The following is a 20593-nucleotide window of genomic DNA, read 5'->3' as shown; positions in this document are numbered from 1 at the left end:
GGTCGTTCCGGGATTCCCAAGGATGGAACGGTCCGTAAGAGGCCGAGGGGCCGAAGCCGGTCAAGGTGGGTGACGTCACGGGAAGTAACCCATTACCAGCGGGTAGCCAGGTATGGGCACCTGGTCATACCCTGGCGTACATGGCATCTTCGACGGCCCCCACCCACGGCGCGACGGAGTTCTCCCTCCCCTCCGGCACCGTCGAGCGACTGGTGTCGCATGTCGCCTCCGGCGGCGCCGAGACCGCGACCATCCCCGCCCCCTTCACCGGCGAGCCGCTGGCGACGATCCCCCTGTCGTCCGCCGACGACGTGCGCGCCGCGCACGCGCGCGCCCGCGTCGCGCAGGAGAAGTGGGCCAAGCTGACCCCCACCGAGCGGGCCCGCCCGTTCCTGCGGCTCGCCGACGCGCTCGTCGCCCGGCGCGACGAGATCCTCGACATCATCCAGCTCGAAACCGGCAAGGCCCGTCGGCACGCGCTGGAGGAGTTCCTCGACGTCGGCCTCTGCTCGCTCTACTACGCGCGCCGCGCCGGCAAGCTGCTCAAGCCGCGCCGCCGCCAGGGCATGATGCCCGGCCTCACCCGCGTCTCCGAGCTGCGCCACCCCAAGGGCGTCGTCGCGCTCATCTCGCCGTGGAACTACCCGTTCTCGCTCGGCGCGTCCGACATCGCGCCCGCGCTGATGGCGGGCAACGCCGTCGTCCACAAGCCCGACACCCAGACGTGCCTGTCGAGCCTCTGGGTGCTGGACCTGCTGATCAGCCTCGGGCTCCCGCGCGACCTGTGGCAGATCGTCGTCGGCGAGCCGCAGGAGATCGGCGGGCCGCTGATGGACGAGGCCGACTACGTCTCCTTCACCGGCTCCACGCGCGGCGGCAAGGCCGTCGCCGCCCGCGTCGCCCCCCGGCTGGTGAACTACTCGCTGGAGCTGGGCGGCAAGAACCCGATGATCGTCCTGCCGGACGCCGACGTCGAGCGCACCGCGCGCGGCGCGCTGCGGGCCTGCTTCACCAACGCCGGGCAGCTCTGCATCTCGATCGAGCGCCTGTACGTGCACGCCGACATCTACGACCGGTTCGTCCCCCGATTCGCGGAACTCGCCCGCGAGATGCGGCTCGGCACCGGGCTGGACTTCTCCGCCGACATGGGATCGCTGACGTCGCAGCGGCAGATCGACGGCGTCACCGCGCACGTCGAGCAGGCCGTCGCGGCGGGCGCGACCGTCCTGGCGGGCGGCAAGGCGCGGCCCGACGTCGGCCCGCTCTTCTTCGAGCCCACCGTCCTCTCCGACGTCACGACCGCCATGGACCTGTGCGCGAACGAGACGTTCGGCCCGGTCGTGTCCGTCTACCGCTACACCGACCTGGACGAGGTCATCGACCGCGCCAACGACACCGAGTACGGCCTGAACGCCTCGGTGTGGACGCGCGACGTCGCGCAGGGCCGCCGCGTCGCCGCCCGCATCCAGGCGGGCACCGTCAACATCAACGACGGCTACGGCGCCGCGTTCGCGTCCTACGACGCGCCGATGGGCGGTTTCAAGCAGTCGGGCGTGGGCCGCCGGCACGGCTCGGAGGGCCTGCTGAAGTTCACCGAGGTGCAGACGGTCGCGAGCCAGCACCTCATGGACCTGGAGCCGCCCGGCTCGCTGAGCTACGAGAAGTTCGCCGACCTCATGTCGGGCAGCATCACGCTGATGAAGAAGCTGCGGAGGTAGCCGGGGTGGGTCACCAGTACGACGTCCTGGTCATCGGATCGGGGTTCGGCGGCAGCGTGTCCGCGCTGCGGCTGACGGAGAAGGGCTACAAGGTCGGCGTCATCGAGGCGGGCCGCCGCTTCGACACCGGCACCGAGGACGTCCCTGGCGAGCGGCACAAGGAGCTGCCGAAGACGAACTGGCGCGTCGCCCGCTACATCTGGGCGCCCGCGCTGGGCCTGACGGGCATGCAGCGCATCCACGTCATCCGGGGCGAGAAGTCCAGCCGCGTCATGGTGCTGGCCGGGGCGGGCGTGGGCGGCGGGTCGATCAACTACGCCAACACGCTGTACGTGCCGCCCAGGCCGTTCTTCCAGGACCGGCAGTGGGCGCACATCACCGACTGGCAGGACGAGCTGTCCCCGTACTACGACCAGGCCCGGCGGATGCTCGGCGTGGTGCAGAACCCGACGATCACGCCCGCCGACGAGATGATGAAGCGCGTCGCGGACCGGATGGGCGCGGGCGACACGTTCGTCAAGACGCCCGTCGGGGTGTTCTTCGGTGACGGGCCGGGCGTCGAGTCCGACGACCCGTACTTCGGCGGGGCCGGGCCGCGCCGCAAGGGCTGCACCGAGTGCGGCGAGTGCATGGTCGGCTGCCGCCACGGCGGCAAGAACATGCTGACCGAGAACTACCTGTACCTGGCCGAGCGCGCCGGGGCGCGGATCATGCCGCTGAGCCGGGTGACGGCCGTGACGCCGCTGCCCGAGGGCGGCTACCGCGTCGACATCGTCCGGACGGGGTCGTTCGGGCGCAACCGCAAGTCGTTCACCACCAACCAGGTGATCTTCGCGGCGGGCACGTACGGTACGCAGAAGCTGCTGCACAAGCTCAAGGTGACGGGCCGCCTGCCGCGCCTGTCGGACCGGCTCGGCGCGCTGACCCGCACCAACTCCGAGGCGATCCTCGGCGCGGGGCGGCGCAGCGGCAAGGAGGGCGGCGACTTCTCCCGGGGCGTCGCGATCACCTCGTCGTTCCACCCGAACCCCGAGACGCACATCGAGCCCGTCCGGTACGGCAAGGGCTCGAACCTGATGTCGATGCTCCAGACGCTGCTGGTGGACGGCACCCGGCCGGGGGAGCGGCACCGGCCGCGCTGGGCCAAGTTCCTCGGCCACGTCGCCCGCAAGCCCGGCGAACTGGTGCAGCTCCTGGACGTGCGGGGCTGGTCGGAGCGGTCGGTGATCGCGCTCGTCATGCAGACCCGCGACAACTCGATCACGCTGCACCCCAAGCGTGGTCCGCTCGGCTGGGACGTCCGCGCCGGGCGCGGGCACGGCGAGCCGAACCCGACCTGGATTCCCGAGGGCCACGAGGCGAGCCGGCTGCTCGCCGAGGAGGTCGGCGGGGTCGCGGGCGGCGGCTGGGGCGACCTGTTCGACATCCCGCTGACGGCGCACTTCCTCGGCGGCTGCGCGATCGGTGACTCGCCGGAGACCGGCGTCATCGACCCGTACCACCGCGTGTACGGGTACGAGGGGCTGCACGTCGTGGACGGTTCGGCGATCTCGGCGAACCTCGGCGTGAACCCGTCGCTGACGATCACCGCGCAGGCGGAGCGGGCCATGTCGCTGTGGCCGAACCGGGGCGAGACCGACGCGCGTCCCGCGCAGCACGACGGCTACCGGCGGATCGAGCCGGTGACGCCGAAGAACCCGGTCGTCCCGGCGTCGGCGCCGGGCGCGCTGCGGCTGCCGATCGTCGGCGTCTCCTGACGGCGGCCCGGCCGGGGCGGGCGACCGCCCCGGCCGGTTCCGGTCAGACCGACGTGCCCAGCGTGAAGACCTGGCTGGTCGCGGTGAACGGGGCCCCGTTGAAGTCCGGGGACTCGCTGAAGTTCTTCCACTGGCCGTTCTCGACGCGGACGACGTCCACGTCGACGACCTGCTGGCCGCTGACCGTGCCCGTCCAGGTGATCGTGAACAGGGTGGCCTGGCTGTCGTTGCCGTTGTCGAGGACCGAGCCGGTCACCTGCGTGAGCGACTTCTGGCCGACGACGCTGCCGTGCGAGCGGATGATCTCGAAGTACTCCGACGCCGACGCGGCCGGCGCGTTCGCGGCGATCAGCGCGAGCGCCGAACCGGCGACGACGGTTCCCGCGGCGAGCTTCCTCAGGCGCACTGGTGCTCCTCGGGTGGGGGAGCCGGGCCCGTCCCGGCTCCGTCTCCGTCAGGATGCGCCGGTCCGCCGCTCACTTCCCAGACCGCTTTTCGCCCGGTTTCCGCTCAGCCGATATTCATCCCTGAAATGTCAGGGTCGCGAGTACGCTGAGACGAATGGGGGCTGCTCGCAACGGCGCTGTCATGAACGAGAGTCAGACCATCGCTGACCGGCTGCGCGCCGCACGGCGCCGCCGCTTCGTCGGCCGCACCGCCGAACTCGCGTTCTTCCGGGCAGCCCTGCGCGCTCCCGAACCACCCTTTTCGGTCCTTTTCGTGCACGGACCGGGCGGCACCGGCAAGACCGCGCTGCTCGACGCGTTCGCCGCCCTCGCTGAAGAGGAGGGCGTCCCCGCCTGGTACCGCGACGGCCGCGCCGCCGAGGCGCCGCGCGACGTCCTCGGCCCGCCGCCCGGATCGTCCGGCGAACCGGCGCGGCGCGTCATGCTCGTCGACTCCTACGAGCGGCTCGCCGCGTTCGACGACCGGTTCCGGCAGGACGTCGTCCCCCGCCTGCCCGCCGGGACGCTCGTCGTCGTCGCCGGACGCGAGCCGCCCGGCCCCGCGTGGACGGCCGACCCGGGCTGGCGCGAGCTGCTGCACGTCGTCCCGCTGCGCAACCTCCCGCCCGCCGACGCCACCGCCTACCTGCGCGCCGAACAGGTACCCGAGCGGCTGCACCGCGACGTCCTCGCCGCGACGCACGGCCACCCGCTCGCCCTGGCGCTGCTCGCGGACGTCCTGTCGCAGTGCACCGGCACCGGCGACCTCGACAAGGTCGTCCTCGGTGACACCCCCGACGTCGTGCGGCGGCTCCTGGACCGGTTCCTGGAAGAGGTGCCCAGCGCCCGGCACCGGCACGCGCTGGAGGTCTGCGCCCACGCGATGCTCACCACCGAGGACCTGCTGCGCGCCGCCCTGGACGACCCGGACGCGGGCGAGCTGTTCGAGTGGATGCGGCGGCTGTCGTTCGTGGAAGAGGAGTCCGGCGGGCTGCGCCCGCACGACCTCGCCCGCGAGGTGTTCGACACCGACCTGCGCTGGCGCGACCGCGCCGCCTACACCCGCGTGCACCGCCGCGTGCGCGGCCACCTGCTCGACCGCATCGCCGCCCGGGGCGGCGCCGAACAGCAGGGCCTCGTCGCCGAGCTGACGTTCCTGCACCGCGCCGACCCCGTCATCCGCGCCTTCCTCGACTTCACCCACCACGGCACGCACAGCGTGGACGGGCTCCGCCCCGCCGACGTCCCCGCCCTCGCCGCCATGACCGCGCGGCACGAGGACGCGGCGGCCGCGTGGCTCGTCGAGTACTGGGCGGGACGGCAGCCGGACGCGTTCGTCGTCGTCCGCGCCAAGGACGGCGCCCCGGCGGGCTTCGGCGTCCGCCTCGACCTCACCCGCGTCACCGACGCCGACCGCGCCGCCGACCCCGCCGTCGCCGCCCTCACCGCCTACCTGCACCGCAACGGCCCGCCCGCCCCCGGCGAGACCGCCGCCGCCAGCCGCTTCTTCGTGGACCGCGAGGCGCACCAGGCCCCGTCGGTGTCGCTGACGCCGCTGCTGACGGCGTTCGTCCAGCGCCGCTTCACCGCGCCGCGCCTCACCTACGACTTCCTCGCCGCCTACACCGACGTGGACGGGCTCACCGACCTGTTCGCGTTCGGCGGCTTCCAGCGCGCGCACGACGCCGACTTCACCGTCGGCGGGCGGCGGCACCGCGTGTTCGTCCGCGACTTCCGGCGCGGCGGCGTCGCCGCCTGGGCCGACCTCATCGCCGACAACGAACTGCACTTCGCGCCCCCGCCGCCGGTCGCGCCGCCGGCGCCGCTGCTGGCGCTGTCGCGGCCGGAGTTCGCCGCCGCCGTCCGGCAGGCATTGCGCGACCTGCACCGTCCGGCGGCGCTGACCGCCAGCCCGCTCGCGGCGTCCCGCAGCGTCCGCGACGCGGCGCCCGCGCCCGTCGCCGACGCCCTCGCCGCGCTGCTGCGCGCGGCCGCCGCCACCCTCCCCGGCGACCCGCGCGGCGACCGCGCGCACCGCGCCGTGGACCGCACCTACCTGCGTCCCGCGCCGACGCAGGAACGCGCGGCCGAAGTGCTCGGCCTTCCGCTCAGCACCTACCGGCGGCACCTGTCGTCGGGGCTCGCCCGGATCGTCGAGGTGCTGTGGCAGTGGGAGCTGTACGGGCGTCAGGCCCGGTAGGCCGCCCACACCTTGCGGAGCCGCGCGGCCTGGCCCGACGTGAACTCGCTCATGCAGCGGTCGTGGCTGTAGTCCATGTAGTTGTGGAACGGGTCGGCGCCGCCGCCCCGGCAGGTGTCCTTGGCGCCGGGGCAGCCGTGCGTCGGGTCGCGCTGCGGCGGGGTGTCGGCCACGCGGTCGCCCTGGCCCGCGCAGCCGTCCTGGAAGGTGTGGTAGAGCCCGAGCCAGTGGCCGATCTCGTGGACGGCGCTGAACCCGAGGTCGTAGTTGCGGACCCGTCCGCCCGGCAGCGTCCCCTCGTGGATGACGACGCCGTCCAGCACCGGCTCGGACCGGTACTGCCACGGGAACGACGACCAGCCGAGCAGGTCGTCGGCCATGCCCGCCGTGTACAGGTTGAGCGTCCCGGCGCCGCCCTTGCGGAGCTGCCGCTTGAACGTGCGCTCGTAGCGTTCGGCGTCGCGGTACCAGGCGGCGTTCCGGGTGCGGGTCGTCTTGACGAGCCGGAACGCGACGCCGGTGTCGGCTCCGCCCCGGCGTCCCCCGTAGGCCGCGTTCAACGCCGCGATCTGCCGTTTGACGGCCGCGTCGGACGGCCCGCCGCGCCCGTCGTGCAGGACGTGCACGTACACCGGCACGGACAGCTTCCCGGTGCGCCGCTGTCCCGGCGGCAACCGGCGCGTCAGCCCGTCGAGTTCCCGCTCGACCCCGGCCGCTTGGAGTGGCGTCAGCTCGTTCCGCTCGACGCCGGGCCGCGCGCCGTCCGCGACACGCAGGGCGGCCCCGCCGCATCCCGCGGCCCGCATGTTCCCCGCCGCCGCGGCCTCCCGCCTCTCACCCGGCGCGATCCCGCCGGACGGGACCACGAGCACACAAGCGACGAGAACGGCGACGAGAACTCTCACGACACTCCAGGCAGCGGAAAGACGGGGACGGCCACACACGGTGACCAATTCGTATCAGAACGCCACCCGTCCGCGAGCGGTCTCCACCCGATCCGCCACCTTCACCTCACCCCGAGGCCACTGTCTGGAGTACGGCACTACCAGCCGATGCGGGCGAATACCGGGAGATGGTCGCTGGCGGTGGCGGGCAGGACGCGGGAGGACGTCGGCCGCACGCCGCGCACGAGGACGTGGTCGATGCGGGCGATCGGGAAGCGCGCGGGCCACGTGAACCCGAAGCCGGAGCCCGCCGCGTCGTGGGCCGGGCGGAGGCGGGACGTGAGGCCCGCGAAGGCGCGGTCGTCCAGGGTGCCGTTCAGGTCCCCGAGGAGGACCATGCGGTCGTTCCTCTCGGCGGCGACGGCCCGGGCGAGCGCCTGGGCGTTGCGGTCGCGCGAGTCCGTCCAGAAGCCCGCGCGGGGGTTGACGCGGGCGGAGCCCAGATGGGCCACGTAGACGGCCAGGGGTCCGCGGGCCGTGGTCACCGTCGTGCGGAGCGCCCGGTTGTAGGACAGCCTGACGCGGGCGGGCCTGGTGGCCGCCAGGGGGCCGTAGTCCATCGCGGTGTCGACCGCGCGGGTGTCCGACAGGGGCAGCCGGCTCCAGAGGCCGACCGTGCCCTGGACCGTGTGGTGCGGGTACGTCCTCGCCAGCTCCTTCTCGTACGCGCCCCGGGCGTCCGGGGTCAGCTCCGCCAGCGCCAGGACGTCGGCGCCGGAGGCGGCGAGCGCGCGGGCGGTGCCGGACGGGTCGGGGTTGGCGGCGCCGACGTTGTGGACGGCGAGGGCCAGGTCGCCGCCCGGACGGGACTTGTCGGGGAGCAGCCCGCCGAAGAGGGACAGCCAGACCGCGACCGGGAGCAGCAGCGCGGTCAGCGCGGCGGCGGAGCGGCGCCAGAGCGCGGCGGCCAGGAGCGGCGGGACGAACAGGCCCGACCAGGGCAGAAAGGTCTCCACGAGGCTGCCGAGGTTGCCGATCCGGTTGGGGATCTGCCGGTGCAGCAGCAGGCCGAGGCCGAGCAGCAGCGCCGCCGCCGCGAGCACCGGGCCGCGTCTCCAGGGCCCCGGGCGGGGCGGCGGGTCGGCCTCGGCGGCGGGGTCCGCCCGGACGGGGTCCGTCCGAACCTGCCCGGTCACGGCCGCATCCTCGGGTCCTCGGTGGGGTCGGCGTACATGCGCGGGCAGCCCTGGGCGAACGCGCCGGGGCGCAGCTCGTAGTGCCAGGGCTCGTTGCGGTAGATCTGGCACAGACCGAACGCGGCGCCGCGCCGGGACAGCCACCTCGTCGCGGCGGCGGGCCCGAGATCGACCGCCTCGCCGGACACGTGCGGAGACGTCGCCGCCGTCGCGACCCAGCGGGCGGCCTCGTCCTCGGACCCGTACTTGGCGACGGCCTCGCGGAGAAGCCGGTTCTGGTACGTCCGGGAGCGCCAGCCGCTGTTGACGTGGAACTCGACGCCGTCGCGCGCGGCGGCCCGCGCCGCCTGGCGGAGGGCCGCGAGCAGGCCCGGGTCGAGGTTGGCGACGGCCGGGACCGTTCCGTCGAAAACGGTCACCCCGGCGGGGACGACGCCGTCGGCCCTCCCGGCGGCACGCCGGGGTTCCGTGGGCGCGGCGGGCGACGAGGCGGACGTATAGGACGAAGGGGACGCGGATCGCGGCACCTGGTGGACGGCCACCGCGATGATCGCCACGACGAGCGCCGACAGGACGACGATGATCGGCCGCCGGGTCGCCGGGGCCACTGCTGGACTTCGCTTCATGCCGCCAGTGAAGGCGACCCGGCGTTGCCCGCCCGTATGCGGTTTCCGATACGCGGGCGATAGGTGACGGCGCGTAACCTCGACGGTATGCGCGTGCTGATCGTCGAGGACGAGCCCTATCTGGCGGAGGCCGTCCGCGACGGCCTTCGCCTGGAGGCCATCGCCGCCGACATCGCCGGTGACGGCGACGCCGCCCTGGAACTGCTGGCCGTCAACAGCTACGACATCGCCGTCCTCGACCGGGACGTGCCCGGCCCGTCCGGCGACGAGATCGCCGGACGCATCGTCGCGTCCGGCAGCGGCATGCCGATCCTCATGCTCACCGCCGCCGACCGGCTCGACGACAAGGTCTCCGGGTTCGAGCTGGGCGCCGACGACTACCTCACCAAGCCGTTCGAGCTGCGCGAACTCGTCCTGCGGCTGCGCGCGCTCGACCGCAGGCGGGCGCACAGCCGTCCGCCCGTGCGGGAGATCGCGGGACTGCGCGTCGATCCGTTCCGCCGGGAGGTCTACCGGGACGGACGCTACGTCGCGCTCACCCGCAAGCAGTTCGCGGTGCTCGACGTGCTCGTCGCCGCCGAGGGCGGGGTCGTCAGCGCCGAGGAGCTGCTGGAACGCGCCTGGGACGAGAACGCCGACCCGTTCACCAACGCCGTGCGCATCACCATGTCGGCGCTCCGCAAACGGCTCGGCGAACCGTGGATCATCGCGACCGTGCCCGGTGTCGGCTACCGCATCGACACGGGCGGGACGCATGCCTAGGGCACCCGGGCTGAGCGTCCGGCTCAGGCTCACCCTCAGCTACGCCGGGTTCCTCATGCTCGCGGGCGTCCTGCTGCTCGCGGCGGTCTGGTTCTTCACGCTGCGGCATCTGCCCGCGTACACGGACGTCGAGGGCGGCGTGCTGATCCGCTCGACCCTCCTGAGCGACCTCGCGTCGGCCGCAGGCGTGGTGATGGCCGTCCTGCTGGTCTTCGGGCTGGTCGGGGGATGGGTCCTCGCCGGGCGGATGCTGGCGCCGCTGACCCGCATCACCGACGTCACGCGCATGGCCACGAACGGCTCCCTCTCCCACCGCATCCGGCTCCCCGGCCGCCAGGACGAGTTCCGCGAACTCGCCGACGCCTTCGACACGATGCTCGCCCGCCTCGAAGCGCACGTAGCCGAACAACGGCGCTTCGCGGCGAACGCCTCCCACGAACTGCGCACCCCGCTGGCGATCTCCAAGGCACTCCTGGAAGTGGCCCGAACCGACCCGGACCACGACACGGGCGAGATCATCGACCGCCTGCACACCGTCAACACCCGCGCGATCGACCTGACCGAGGCACTGCTCCTCCTGAGCCGAGCCGAACGCCGATCCTTCACCCCAGAACGCGTGGACCTGTCCCTCCTGGCAGAAGAAGCAACCGAAACACTCCTACCCCTAGCCGAAAAACGAGACGTCACCCTGGAAACGTACGGCGAGATCACCCCGGCTCTGGGCTCACCGGCGCTCCTGCTGCAACTGACGATGAACCTCGTACAGAACGCGATCATTCACAACCTGCCCCGCCAGGGCAAAGTCCGGGTGCACACCGAACGACGCCCCCGCACCGTGGTACTCGTCGTGGAGAACACCGGCGACCCCATCCCGCCGCCCGTCGCCGCGACCCTCACCGAACCTTTCCAACGAGGCACCGAACGAGTCCACACCGACCACGCAGGCGTGGGCCTGGGCCTGGCCATCGTCCGAACCATCACCGAAGCCCACAACGGCACCCTCACCCTCACCCCCCGCCGCCCCGGCGGCCTCCGCATCATCATCGAACTCCCCGCCCTCCAGGCTCGCCCTGGAACGGCCATCTGAGTTCAGTCGGGAAGGAGGTCGAAGTCGAACGTTCTCCACCGGCCCTGGACGGCCGCGTACTCGCCGTACTCGATGACCTCGCCCTCGACGTCCCTGATCCAGTTCTGGCCGATGAGGACGGGGTCTCCCGCAGAGATGTCGAGAGCGTCCGCGTGCTGACCGGTGGCGGCTCCGGGGAGGGCGCTGTGTGGATGTTGTCGCGGCGTGAATACGAAGGCGCGGACGGCACCTGGCCCGCGCCGATCATGACCACCCATCCTCCGCTGTGCCGGACTGCGTCGAGCGCTCAACGCGGCTTTGCCCGCATCTGCGCAATGGGCACGTCATCCTGCGCGCTCGACGGGTCACCCCGGTCGCGGTCTCGGGCATGGTCTTCCGGCCCACACCGGGCGGCCTGGAGTCCACGCCCATGATCGTTTCTCTTCATGACCCGCTGACCCGCTGATGCGCTGGGTGGCGAACGGCGAGTGCGCGGCCCGCGCTCCACGTCCCCGCGCCATGTGGAAGCAACGCGGCCGCGCCATGGCGGTCTGCCGCCGGACCGTCGCCGAGGCCGCTGGCGGGTTGTCCACAGGGTGGATGGGCGGCGCGTTGGTGCAGGCAGGCGGCTCTAGACTGGGGGCTTCCGAATCCCCGGTTGTTCGTGAGAGGCGCCAGTTCAGTGGAGCAGAGCTTCGACACCGTGCTCGTCGTCGACTTCGGTGCGCAGTACGCGCAGTTGATCGCGCGGCGGGTGCGTGAGTGTCACGTGTTCAGCGAGATCGTTCCGTCCACGATGCCCGCGGCCGAGATGCTCGCCAAGAAGCCCAAGGCGATCATCCTGTCCGGGGGACCGGCCTCGGTGTACGAGGAGGGCGCGCCCGCCGCGCCGGAGGGGCTGTTCGAGCTGGGCGTGCCCACGTTCGGCATCTGCTACGGGCACCAGGTGATGGCGCAGGCGCTCGGCGGGACGGTCGTCAACTCCGACGTCGCTGAGTACGGCGGCGCTACCGTCGCCGTCACCGCGCCGGGGATGCTGTTCGAGGGGCTGCCCGGCGAGCAGGCCGTCTGGATGTCGCACCGCGACTTCGTCAGCCAGGCCCCGGCCGGGTTCACCGTCACCGCGTCCACCGACGTCACGCCCGTCGCCGGCATGGAGGACCGCGAGCGCGGCATGTTCGGCGTGCAGTTCCACCCCGAGGTGCTGCACACGCGGCACGGCATGGAGATCCTGCGCCGGTTCCTCTACGAGGGCGCCGGATGCCGCCCGAACTGGACGATGGTGAACATCGCCGAGGAGTCCATCGAGGAGGTCCGCGCCACCGTCGGCAGCAAGCGGGCCATCTGCGGCCTGTCGGGCGGCGTCGACTCGGCCGTCGCGGCGGCGCTCGTGCAGCGCGCCATCGGTGAACAGCTCACCTGCGTCTTCGTCGACCACGGGCTGCTGCGCAAGGGCGAGGCCGAGCAGGTCGAGAAGGACTTCGTCGCCGCCACCGGCGTCAACCTGCACGTCGTCGACGCGCAGGAGCGCTTCCTGGCCGCGCTCGACGGCGTCACCGACCCGGAGACCAAGCGCAAGATCATCGGACGCGAGTTCATCCGCGTGTTCGAGGAGGCCGCCCGCGAGATCGTCGGTGAGAACGCCGCCGAGCCCGTCGAGTTCCTCGTCCAGGGCACCCTGTACCCCGACGTGGTCGAGTCCGGCGGCGGCACCGGCGCGGCCAACATCAAGTCGCACCACAACGTCGGCGGCCTCCCCGACGACCTCCAGTTCCGGCTGGTCGAACCACTGCGCACCCTGTTCAAGGACGAGGTCCGCGCGCTCGGGGAGCAGCTCGGCCTCCCGGCCGAGATCGTCTGGCGGCAGCCGTTCCCCGGCCCCGGCCTCGGCATCCGCATCATCGGCGCCGTCAGCCGCGAGCGCCTGGAGATCCTGCGCGACGCTGACGCCATCGCCCGCGAGGAACTCACCCGCGCCGGGCTCGACCGCGACATCTGGCAGTTCCCGGTCGTGCTCCTGGCGGACGTCCGCTCCGTCGGCGTCCAGGGTGACGGCCGCACCTACGGCCACCCGGTCGTCCTGCGCCCCGTCACCAGCGAGGACGCCATGACCGCCGACTGGGCCCGCCTGCCCTACGACGTCCTCCAGCGCATCTCCACCCGCATCACCAACGAGGTCCGCGAGATCAACCGCGTCACCGTCGACATCACCAGCAAGCCTCCCGGCACGATCGAGTGGGAGTAGGCGCGGGCGGTCAGCGTTCGGCCAGGTCCGCGAAGAGGTGTTCCCAGCGGGCGCGGATGGCGTCGGGGTCGTAGCGGCGGGCCGTCCGCAGGCCCGCCGTGCCGAGCGCGCGGCGGGCCTGGTCGTCGGCGATGACGCGGCAGAGGGAGGCGGCCAGGGCGTCCACGTCACGAGCGGGGACGAGAACACCGTCCACGCCGTCGGTGATGATCTCGCCGGGCCCCTCCGGGCAGTCGAACGCGACCGTCGCCAGGCCGTGGCTCATCGCCTCGGCCAGCACCATGCCGAACCCCTCGAACCGTGAGCTGAGCGCGAACACCGACCCCTTCGTCATCTCGGCGCCGAGGTTCGACCGGGCGCCCATGAGGAACACGTGGTTGTACAGGTGCCGCCTGCGGACCAGGCCGCGCAGCCGCGCCTCCTGCTCGCCGTCGCCGTAGATCCGCAGCCGCCAGTCCGGGAACCGCGCGGCCACCCGCTCGAACGCGGGGATCAGCAGGTCGAACCCCTTCTGCCGGGTGAGCCGCCCCGCCGCCACGACCGTCCGCGCGGACGGGTCGGCGCGCGGCACGTCCAGCGTGTGCAGCGCGTTGGGGATCTGCTCGATCCGCACCGCGCCGCCGAGCGCCTTCTCGTACGCGACGCGGTCGCCCTCGGTGAGCGTCACGACGGCGTCGAGCCTCCCGTAGGACGCGAGGATCGCCGCCCGCGTGCCGGGCCGGTGCACGCCGAGGTTGAGGTGCTCCTGCGCGACGCGCACCAGCCGCGCCGGCGCGTGCTCGGCGGCGAGCAGGTTCAGCGCGGGACGCGTCGTCACCAGCACCCCGCCGGTCACGCCGCGCAGGTACCGGGCGACGGTCTCCTCGACCTCGGCGGTGTAGGTCCCGGCGCGCGGCTCGTCGGCGGGGACGAGCCGTCCCGGCGCCCCGTCGGGCGCGGCGCCGCCCCGCCGGTCGATCAACGTCACCATCCGGACCCGGGGATCGACGGGAAAGTGCGGTTCGTCGCGGGTGCGCAGCACGGACACGAGTTCGACGTCGTGCCCGGCCGCCGCCATGGCGTTCGCCTGGGTGATCACGGTGCGGATCGTGCCGCCCACGGCGTACGCCCAGGTGAGGACGTACGTCAGCCTCATGCGTCGGCGGACTTGCGGCGGCTGCGGACGGCCAGCGCCTCACCTGCGGTGAAGTACGGCTGGACGGTCACGGCGTCGTCGACGCGCTGCACCGGGAACCGCACGATCTGCTTCTTGCCGGGCATGTCGTCCAGCCAGCGGCCGACCTTCAGCGCGCGGCGGTCCTCGCCGGAGCCGCTGACGAGCAGCAGGTCCCAGTGCTCACGGGCGTGCGGCGCGCGGGGGGCGAGGTCCTGGACGGGGACGGCGACCTCGAACCGGTCACCGTCGGCCGTGACGGGGAACGTCAGGCGGGCCGGGACGGAGCGCAACCCCGACCGGAGCCGCTTGCGGAGGCGTCCGGGCAGCGACGCGGGCCGCCGGTGCTCGCGCGACACCGCCTCCAGCGTCCAGGGGCCGGGCAGCGGCGCGGTCACCTCGCCGACGAGCCGGATGACGCCGTCCCGCGGCCAGACCTCCGCCACCTCGGCATGCGTTCCCGTCTCAGCCTGGACTGCCATTGATCCCCCTGATCGCGCAGTGAACCGAAAGAAAAAGGATACGGCGCCGTCGCACCGCTCCCTTTCTCATCAGACGTGTGAAGGCCCGGCCGGGATGACGGCACCGGCCGGGCCTTCGCGCGAGGGAGCCGTCAGACGCCGACGGCGGCGAGGACGTCCTCGCCCTCCAGCGTCGCGGCGGTGGCGTGCACCACGGCGGCGACGCGCAGCGCCTCCTGGATCAGGTCGCGGGACAGCCCGCCGTCGCGCAGCACCTTCTCGTGCGACTCCAGGCAGCGTCCGCAGCCGTTGATCGCCGAGACGGCGAGGCACCACAGCTCGAAGTCGAGCTTGTCGACGCCCGGCTTGCCGATGATCGACATGCGCAGCTTGGCGGGCAGCGTCGCGTAGGCGTCGTCACCGATGAGGTGCGTCGACCGGTAGTAGATGTTGTTCATCGCCATGATCGACGCGGCGCCCTTGGCCGCCTCGAACGCCTCGGCCGTCAGGTAGTCGCCGGCCTCCTCGGCCAGTTCCCGGATGACCTGCGCGTTGCGGCTGGCCAGGGCGGTCGCCAGGACCGTGCCCCAGAGCTGCTGCTCGGACAGCGCGGACGTGGAGGTCACCGAGCCGAGGTTCAGCTTGGTGTCCTTCGCGTACGCGGGAAGGGCGGACTTGAGGGCGTCGACGCTCACGAGGCGCCCGCCATGAGCTTGGCGGCGTCGAGGGTGTTCTCGCCCTTGTTCCAGTTGCAGGGGCACAGCTCGTCGGACTGGAGCGCGTCGAGGACCCGCAGGACCTCCTTGACGTTGCGGCCCACGGACCCGGCGGTGACCATCGAGAACTGGATCTCGTTGTTCGGGTCGACGATGAAGGTCGCGCGCTGGGCGACGCCGTCGGCGGTGAGGATGCCGAGGGCCTCGGTCAGCTCGCGGTTGAGGTCCGACAGCATCGGGAAGGGCAGGTCGCGCAGGTCGGGGTGGTCCTTGCGCCACGCGAAGTGCACGAACTCGTTGTCGACGGACGCGCCGAGCACCTGGGCGTCGCGGTCGGCGAACTCCTCGTTGAGGCGGCCGAACTCGGCGATCTCGGTGGGACAGATGAACGTGAAGTCCTTGGGCCAGAAGAACACGACGCGCCACTGGCCCTCGTAGGACTTGTGGTTGATCGTCTCGAACGCGTTGTCCGCGTCCAGCGAGACGCAGGCGGTCAGCTCGTACTCGGGGAACTGGTCTCCGACAGAAAGCACGCGGGGCTCCTTCGTCGCACGTGTGATGTGGATCGCCTGGTCAGGCGCAGCGCCCGGCGGATGGTCACTCCCGTCCCGGACGTCACACAGGCTTCCGCAGCCCCACTGAAAAGAGAAATAGATCGACGCGTCGCCGTTGATAGCTGTTCCCTATCAGCCGCGCCTGCGCGGGGGTCTCTCGGACTAACCGCCTCCGGCTGTGAAGAAGCTCGCACACCAGGACGAGCCTCCGGGAGTCTAGACGGCCGTTCCCCGTCCCGCCCCCTTGGGACGGCTGCTCGGCGCTGGTCGGTTGATGGCAGTTCTGACTTTAATGTCCTTCTATATTCGACATTTGTGGTTCGCTAGGCCCTGCATCCGACCCCCCATGAGAGGACGCCGAGGTGAGCACTCCGCCGCCCGGGTTCCCCCCGCCCTACGGCGGCCCGCCCCCCGCCCCGCCCGGACCTCCCGGACCGTACGGCCCGCCGCCCGCGCCGCAGGGCCCGCCCCGGCCGCCCGGCCCCTTCGGACCGCCGCCGCCCGGGATGCCGGGACCGTTCCCCGGCGGGCCGCCCGGGTACCCGCCGCCGCAGCGCGGCGGGGGAGGCGGGGCCGGGATCGTCCTGGCGATCGTCGGCGCGATCGTCGCGCTGGGGCTGCTCGGCGCCGGGGCGTTCGTCGTCCTCGGCGACGATGACGACCACCCGCCCGCCCGTCCGCTCAGCGTGCCGTCCTTCACCGTCCCGTCGGTCCCGGCCGTTCCGACGCCGACGTTCAGCGCCCCGACGATCCCGACCCCGACGCCGACGCGGCGCGAGAAGGTCCAGGTCGGGTCCACGTTCCTCGCCTCGTCGGTGTCGACCGACCGGGGCACCTACCGGCGCTCGTCGAGCTGGACGACGTCCTGCACCGGCGCCGCCAAGCCGGGCCTGGTCACCGTCCTGCGCTCGACCCCGTGCGAGAGCAGCCTGCGCGGCGCGACCTACCGGGCGCCGAGCGGCAACACCTGGGTGCAGATCTCGGTGCTGGAGTTCGGCACCGAGTCCCAGGCGCGGCGCGTCGCCAACAGCGTCAACGCCAACCGGGCGCCGCGCATCCGCGTCGACTACGGCAACGAGCCGGGCCACTGGTGGTCGAGCCAGTCGGTCGGACGGCACGTCCTCATCCGCCAGTCGTTCGTCAACGAGTCCCGCGAGCCCGGCCCGCGCAGCGGCCCCGCGCAGGTGCTCGGCGACACGCTCCTGCGCAAGCTCGCGACCGTGCTCACCAACCTCTACGTGTGGGGGGACTAGACCATGCAGGCGTCCCGCGCCGGTTTCCTGCTGTTCCTGCTGCTCGGCCTCGGGTCGATCGTGACCGGTCTCGGCTTCGGCTTCCTCAGCCTCGCCGCGGCCGGCGACCCCGACCGCAAACCCCTCCAGGTCACCGAGGGCGGCAGGTTCTGCGAGATGCTCGTGCTCGCCGGGCTCGCGTTCGTCATCGCCGGACTGGCCTGCAAGATCGGCTCGGCTCCGGCCGCGCCCGCCCAGCCCTTCGCGCCGCCGTACGCGCAGCAGCCGCCGCCTCCGCAGCAGCAGTTCGTGCCGCAGCCGCAGCCGTCCGGCCCGCAGGCCCAGCCGCGGTTCGAGCCGCCGCAGACCTGACGGGAGCCCTAGCCCAGGTGCGCCAGGAGCGCGCGGTGGCGCTGCCAGCCGTCCGTCGACCGTCCGTCGCCGAGCGGGAACAGCGTCATCGGCGCGCGCGGCGGCCCGATCGGCGAGCCCTGCACCCCCGGCGGGCCCTGGACGCCGCCCGCCACGGCCAGCGCGACCGGGGCGGCGGCGCCCGACCAGCGCGCCTCGGTGGTGAGGTCGGCGCGGCCCGGGGTGAGCTGGACGAACATGGTCGCGAGGGGCTGGTCGGCCGCCATCGCCGCGACGAGCGACGGCAGGTGCGCCAGCGGCGGCGGGTCTTCGGGTGCGTAGCCGACGGTGACCGTCGTGGACTCCTCGACGGCGCCGCCGTCGATCGTGGTGAACTCGCAGACGGCCTGCGCGGGACGCGGCCCGTCTCCGGCGACGATGATCGTGGCGCTGGACCGTCCGCGCGCGTACTCGGTGAGCCGGTCGGGCTGCCAGGGGTGCTCCAGCGGCTCGGCGGGCCCCCATCCGGCGGGCCACTTGCCGGTGAGGAGCTGGAGCAGCCGGTCGACGGCGCCGCTCAGATGCCCCTCGGCCGCGTGCCGGACCCGGTACGTCAGCCCGAGCTGCGCCCCGATCGGCGCGGTGAGCCGCGTGGTGAACCCGGGCGCGTAGTCGCGCGCGTCCGGGACGGGCACGAACGCCTCCCCGCCCCACTGCATCGGCCGCCCGGTGAGCCCCTCGTAGTACCCGTCGCCGTGCCGGACGATCCATAGCGCCCCGCCCCCGGCCACCACCGTCCGCAGCGGCAGCGAGACCCGCGACTCCAGCGGCGTCACCACCTGCAACGCCCGCCCCGCCTCCGCGCAGTCGCGCGCGGCCCCGCTGATCCAGGCACTCAGCGCGACGAGGGGCCGATCCTGCAACACGACCATGGCCTGACCGGTCAGTGCGTCTACGGTGCTCATCTTCGTCCGAGTCTAGTGAGAATGCCGCTCCCGCGAACGGGTGGAGGGAGGAGGGCGCACCGGTACACTAGCCGGGTTTTTATGCCTCTATGCGAGTTGAGCCCACGTACGGGCCCATTGCGACGACAGAGGAGCTTGGGAGTGAGTCGCCGCCATGACCTCCGCTGAGCACGGCGACGCGGACCGCCCGCACGCGCACGACGCCGACGAGCGGGAGGCGCTGGCCCGGTCGCTGCGCGAGACCGAGGAACGGCTCCGCGAGACCGAGCAGCGGCTGCGCGACGCCGAGGGCCGCTACGCCTACCAGGTCTACAAGACCGACTACGTCTCCTGGCAGCTCCGCTCGACGTTCAGCCGCCGCTGGTGGCGGCTGGGCGAGGCGCTGTGGCAGGCGCGCGGCAAGCCCGCCGGCGTGCTCCGGGTGCCCGCCGAACTCGGCCGCGCGCTGCGCAAGTCACCGATGCCGTCACCGCCGCAGCGGCCGAGCGGCAAGGCACCGTCCGCCGCCCCCGGAACGGCCGACCGGCCACGGATGCCCGACCTGCCCGAGACGTCCCTCCCGGACGGGCCGATCGCGCGCCCCGAACTCACCGCGGCCGTCGTCCTCGACACGTTCTCGGCGACGGCGTTCCGGTACGAGTGGCGGCAGGTCGAACCCGGCCCCGGCGACTGGCGCGAGGTGCTCGACCGCGAGCGGCCGGACCTGCTGTTCGTCGAGTCGGCGTGGTCCGGCAACGACGGCCGCTGGGGCGGCCAGATGAGCGGCCCCGACGCCCCCGGCCGCGAACTGCGCGAACTCGTCGCGCACTGCCGCGAACAGGGCGTCCCGACGGTCTTCTGGAACAAGGAGGACCCGCCGAACTTCGACGTCTTCATCGACACCGCGGCACTGTTCGACACCGTCTTCACCACCAGCGCCGAGATGATCCCCCGTTACCGCGAGATCCTTGGCCACGACCGCGTCGACGTGCTCCCCTTCGCCGCGCAGCCCCGCCTGCACAACCCCGTGAACGTCCCCGGCGGACGCCGCCACGACGTCGCCTTCGCCGGCACCTACTTCAGCCACAAGCACCCGGACCGCGCCGAGCAGATGCGGACCGTCCTGGAGCCCGCCCGCGACTTCGGCCTGCACGTCTACAGCCGCATGCTGGAGAAGGAGAGCCGCTTCCAGTTCCCGCCCCGCTTCGACGCGCACATCGTCGGCTCGCTGCCGTACGAGCGGATGCTGTCGGTGTACAAGGCGTACAAGGTCTTCCTGAACGTCAACTCGGTGCTGGACTCCCCGACGATGTGCGCCCGCCGCATCTTCGAGCTGTCCGCGTGCGCGACGCCCGTCCTGTCGGGCCACTCCGCCGCCGTCGACGCCTACTTCCCCGGCCTGGTGTCCGTCGCGCACACCCAGGACGAGACCCGCACACTGCTCGCCGGGCTCCTCGCCAACCCCGAGCTGCGCGACCGCCAGGGCCACCGCGCGATGCGCGAGGTGTTCGCCGCGCACACGTTCGGGCACCGCGTCGACACCGTCCTGGACGCGGTCGGCCGGCCGCACCCGCGCCCCGAGCCGACAGTCTCGGTCGTCCTGCCCACCAACCGTCCCGACCGGATCGCGGGCGCGCTCGCGCAGGTCGCCCGGCAGCACTGGACGCCCCTCCAGCTCGTCCTCGTCCTGCACGGCCTCGACGTGGAACCGGAGAAGGTCCGCGCGCAGGCCCACGAAGCCGGGATCGAGAACGTCGTCGTGGTCGAGGCCGACGCCGCGCTCCCGCTCGGCGCCTGCCTCAACCTCGGCATCGACGCCGCCGACGGCGACCTCATCGCCAAGATGGACGACGACGACGTGTACGGCGCGCACTACCTGTCCGACCTCGTCCCCGCGTTCTCCTACACCGAGGCCGGGATCGTCGGGAAACGCGCCTGCTACGTCCAGCTCCAGGCGATGGACGCCACCCTGCTCAGCAAGCCCGAACTGGAACACACCTACACGAACCTCGTGCGGGGCGGCACCATCGTCGCGCGCGGCGACGTGCTGCGCGACCTGCGGTTCGACCCGCTGCCGCGCGGCTCGGACACCAAACTGCTGCGCCGGGCGAAGGCCGCGGGCGTCCGCGTCTACTCCGCCGACCGGTTCAACTACGTCTACGTGCGCGGTGCCGACCCGTCCTCCCACACGTTCCAGGTGAACGACGCCGAACTGCTCCGGCAGGCGCGGGTGGAGTTCTACGGGCCGCCCGAGGCGCACGTCTGCATCTGACCGAACCAGC

General features: G+C 72.7%; 19 protein-coding genes. 9 read left to right on the top strand and 10 right to left on the bottom strand.

Features of this window, described 5'->3' with window-relative positions:
- Nucleotides 1–140: 140 nt before the first annotated feature.
- Nucleotides 141–1718 (top strand): succinic semialdehyde dehydrogenase, encoded by a 1578-nt coding sequence (locus C229_RS0103275; protein WP_026313405.1) that lies wholly within the window; start codon nucleotides 141–143, stop codon nucleotides 1716–1718.
- Between the two features lie 5 nt (nucleotides 1719–1723).
- Nucleotides 1724–3475, top strand: a complete 1752-nt coding sequence (locus C229_RS0103270; protein WP_018653650.1) for a GMC oxidoreductase — start codon at nucleotides 1724–1726, stop codon at nucleotides 3473–3475.
- A gap of 43 nt (nucleotides 3476–3518) precedes the next feature.
- Here C229_RS0103270 and C229_RS0103265 read toward each other — a convergent pair whose 3' ends face one another.
- Nucleotides 3519–3881, bottom strand: coding sequence for a hypothetical protein (locus C229_RS0103265; RefSeq protein WP_018653649.1), 363 nt, complete (start codon nucleotides 3879–3881; stop codon nucleotides 3519–3521).
- A gap of 182 nt (nucleotides 3882–4063) precedes the next feature.
- Between C229_RS0103265 and C229_RS0103260 the strand changes: the two genes are divergently transcribed.
- Nucleotides 4064–6121 (top strand): AAA family ATPase, encoded by a 2058-nt coding sequence (locus C229_RS0103260; protein ID WP_018653648.1) that lies wholly within the window; start codon nucleotides 4064–4066, stop codon nucleotides 6119–6121.
- Here the strand turns inward: C229_RS0103260 and C229_RS0103255 are convergent.
- The 3 genes from C229_RS0103255 to C229_RS0103245 form a co-directional block, all read right to left on the bottom strand.
- Complete coding sequence (locus C229_RS0103255; protein WP_155884573.1) at nucleotides 6109–6927, bottom strand: zinc metalloprotease; 819 nt, start codon at nucleotides 6925–6927, stop codon at nucleotides 6109–6111. The two genes, C229_RS0103260 and C229_RS0103255, sit on opposite strands and share 13 nt — an antisense overlap.
- Before the next feature lie 236 nt (nucleotides 6928–7163).
- Nucleotides 7164–8108, bottom strand: a complete 945-nt coding sequence (locus C229_RS0103250; protein WP_051108911.1) for an endonuclease/exonuclease/phosphatase family protein — start codon at nucleotides 8106–8108, stop codon at nucleotides 7164–7166.
- An 89-nt stretch (nucleotides 8109–8197) separates the two neighbouring features.
- Entirely contained in the window at nucleotides 8198–8827 is a 630-nt protein-coding gene (locus tag C229_RS0103245; protein WP_026313404.1) for a M15 family metallopeptidase, read from the bottom strand.
- Nucleotides 8828–8914: 87 nt separating this feature from the next.
- On the opposite strand from C229_RS0103245, the gene C229_RS0103240 reads away from it, so the two are divergent.
- A complete protein-coding gene (locus C229_RS0103240) occupies nucleotides 8915–9589 on the top strand; it encodes a response regulator transcription factor (protein ID WP_018653644.1) in 675 nt (224 codons plus the stop codon).
- Complete coding sequence (locus C229_RS0103235; RefSeq protein ID WP_033423904.1) at nucleotides 9582–10676, top strand: sensor histidine kinase; 1095 nt, start codon at nucleotides 9582–9584, stop codon at nucleotides 10674–10676. Before C229_RS0103240 ends, C229_RS0103235 begins: the two co-directional genes overlap by 8 nt.
- Nucleotides 10677–10678: 2 nt before the next feature.
- Here C229_RS0103235 and C229_RS0103230 read toward each other — a convergent pair whose 3' ends face one another.
- On the bottom strand, nucleotides 10679–10933 hold the full coding sequence (locus C229_RS0103230) for a hypothetical protein (RefSeq protein WP_018653642.1): 255 nt from the start codon (nucleotides 10931–10933) through the stop codon (nucleotides 10679–10681).
- A 404-nt stretch (nucleotides 10934–11337) separates the two neighbouring features.
- On the opposite strand from C229_RS0103230, the gene guaA reads away from it, so the two are divergent.
- Nucleotides 11338–12900, top strand: a complete 1563-nt coding sequence (gene guaA, locus C229_RS0103225) for a glutamine-hydrolyzing GMP synthase (protein WP_018653641.1) — start codon at nucleotides 11338–11340, stop codon at nucleotides 12898–12900.
- Between the two features lie 10 nt (nucleotides 12901–12910).
- Here guaA and C229_RS0103220 read toward each other — a convergent pair whose 3' ends face one another.
- From C229_RS0103220 to C229_RS0103205, 4 genes are all read right to left on the bottom strand, one after another.
- A complete protein-coding gene (locus tag C229_RS0103220) occupies nucleotides 12911–14035 on the bottom strand; it encodes a glycosyltransferase family 4 protein (RefSeq protein WP_018653640.1) in 1125 nt (374 codons plus the stop codon).
- Nucleotides 14032–14535, bottom strand: coding sequence for a hypothetical protein (locus C229_RS0103215; protein WP_155884572.1), 504 nt, complete (start codon nucleotides 14533–14535; stop codon nucleotides 14032–14034). The genes C229_RS0103220 and C229_RS0103215 overlap by 4 nt, the downstream gene beginning before the upstream one ends.
- Before the next feature lie 131 nt (nucleotides 14536–14666).
- Complete coding sequence (gene ahpD / locus C229_RS0103210) at nucleotides 14667–15209, bottom strand: alkylhydroperoxidase, AhpD family (RefSeq protein ID WP_018653638.1); 543 nt, start codon at nucleotides 15207–15209, stop codon at nucleotides 14667–14669.
- Nucleotides 15206–15763: a peroxiredoxin gene (locus C229_RS0103205; protein ID WP_018653637.1), complete on the bottom strand. Its 558-nt coding sequence runs from the start codon at nucleotides 15761–15763 to the stop codon at nucleotides 15206–15208. The genes ahpD and C229_RS0103205 overlap by 4 nt, the downstream gene beginning before the upstream one ends.
- Nucleotides 15764–16146: 383 nt before the next feature.
- Between C229_RS0103205 and C229_RS33990 the strand changes: the two genes are divergently transcribed.
- Nucleotides 16147–17037, top strand: coding sequence for a hypothetical protein (locus C229_RS33990; RefSeq protein ID WP_155884571.1), 891 nt, complete (start codon nucleotides 16147–16149; stop codon nucleotides 17035–17037).
- Nucleotides 17038–17040: 3 nt separating this feature from the next.
- The gene (locus tag C229_RS34825) at nucleotides 17041–17388 is read left to right on the top strand and encodes a hypothetical protein (protein WP_018653636.1); all 348 of its coding nucleotides are present in this window, start codon (nucleotides 17041–17043) and stop codon (nucleotides 17386–17388) included.
- Nucleotides 17389–17396: 8 nt separating this feature from the next.
- On the opposite strand, the gene C229_RS0103190 is transcribed toward C229_RS34825, so the two are convergent.
- A complete protein-coding gene (locus C229_RS0103190; protein WP_026313402.1) occupies nucleotides 17397–18332 on the bottom strand; it encodes a DUF6177 family protein in 936 nt (311 codons plus the stop codon).
- A gap of 154 nt (nucleotides 18333–18486) precedes the next feature.
- Between C229_RS0103190 and C229_RS0103185 the strand changes: the two genes are divergently transcribed.
- Complete coding sequence (locus C229_RS0103185; protein ID WP_018653634.1) at nucleotides 18487–20583, top strand: glycosyltransferase family protein; 2097 nt, start codon at nucleotides 18487–18489, stop codon at nucleotides 20581–20583.
- Nucleotides 20584–20593 lie beyond the last annotated feature (10 nt).

This window comes from Actinomadura flavalba DSM 45200 (assembly GCF_000374305.1).
Classification (GTDB): Bacteria; Actinomycetota; Actinomycetes; order Streptosporangiales; family Streptosporangiaceae; genus Spirillospora; species Spirillospora flavalba.
The sequence above is the reverse complement of the archived record's forward strand: the minus strand, read 5'-3'. Positions and strand labels throughout refer to the sequence as shown.

Coding starts and splice junctions, on each gene's coding strand:
- C229_RS0103185 (WP_018653634.1), top strand. CDS start 18,487: ATGACCTCCGCTGAGCACGGCGACGCGGACCGCCCGCACGCGCACGAC.
- C229_RS34825 (WP_018653636.1), top strand. CDS start 17,041: ATGCAGGCGTCCCGCGCCGGTTTCCTGCTGTTCCTGCTGCTCGGCCTC.
- C229_RS0103235 (WP_033423904.1), top strand. CDS start 9,582: ATGCCTAGGGCACCCGGGCTGAGCGTCCGGCTCAGGCTCACCCTCAGC.
- C229_RS0103260 (WP_018653648.1), top strand. CDS start 4,064: ATGAACGAGAGTCAGACCATCGCTGACCGGCTGCGCGCCGCACGGCGC.
- C229_RS0103275 (WP_026313405.1), top strand. CDS start 141: ATGGCATCTTCGACGGCCCCCACCCACGGCGCGACGGAGTTCTCCCTC.
- C229_RS0103255 (WP_155884573.1), bottom strand. CDS start 6,927: ATGCGGGCCGCGGGATGCGGCGGGGCCGCCCTGCGTGTCGCGGACGGC.
- C229_RS0103215 (WP_155884572.1), bottom strand. CDS start 14,535: ATGGCAGTCCAGGCTGAGACGGGAACGCATGCCGAGGTGGCGGAGGTC.
- C229_RS0103190 (WP_026313402.1), bottom strand. CDS start 18,332: ATGAGCACCGTAGACGCACTGACCGGTCAGGCCATGGTCGTGTTGCAG.
- C229_RS0103245 (WP_026313404.1), bottom strand. CDS start 8,827: ATGAAGCGAAGTCCAGCAGTGGCCCCGGCGACCCGGCGGCCGATCATC.
- C229_RS0103240 (WP_018653644.1), top strand. CDS start 8,915: ATGCGCGTGCTGATCGTCGAGGACGAGCCCTATCTGGCGGAGGCCGTC.
- C229_RS0103230 (WP_018653642.1), bottom strand. CDS start 10,933: ATGGGTGGTCATGATCGGCGCGGGCCAGGTGCCGTCCGCGCCTTCGTA.
- C229_RS0103220 (WP_018653640.1), bottom strand. CDS start 14,035: ATGAGGCTGACGTACGTCCTCACCTGGGCGTACGCCGTGGGCGGCACG.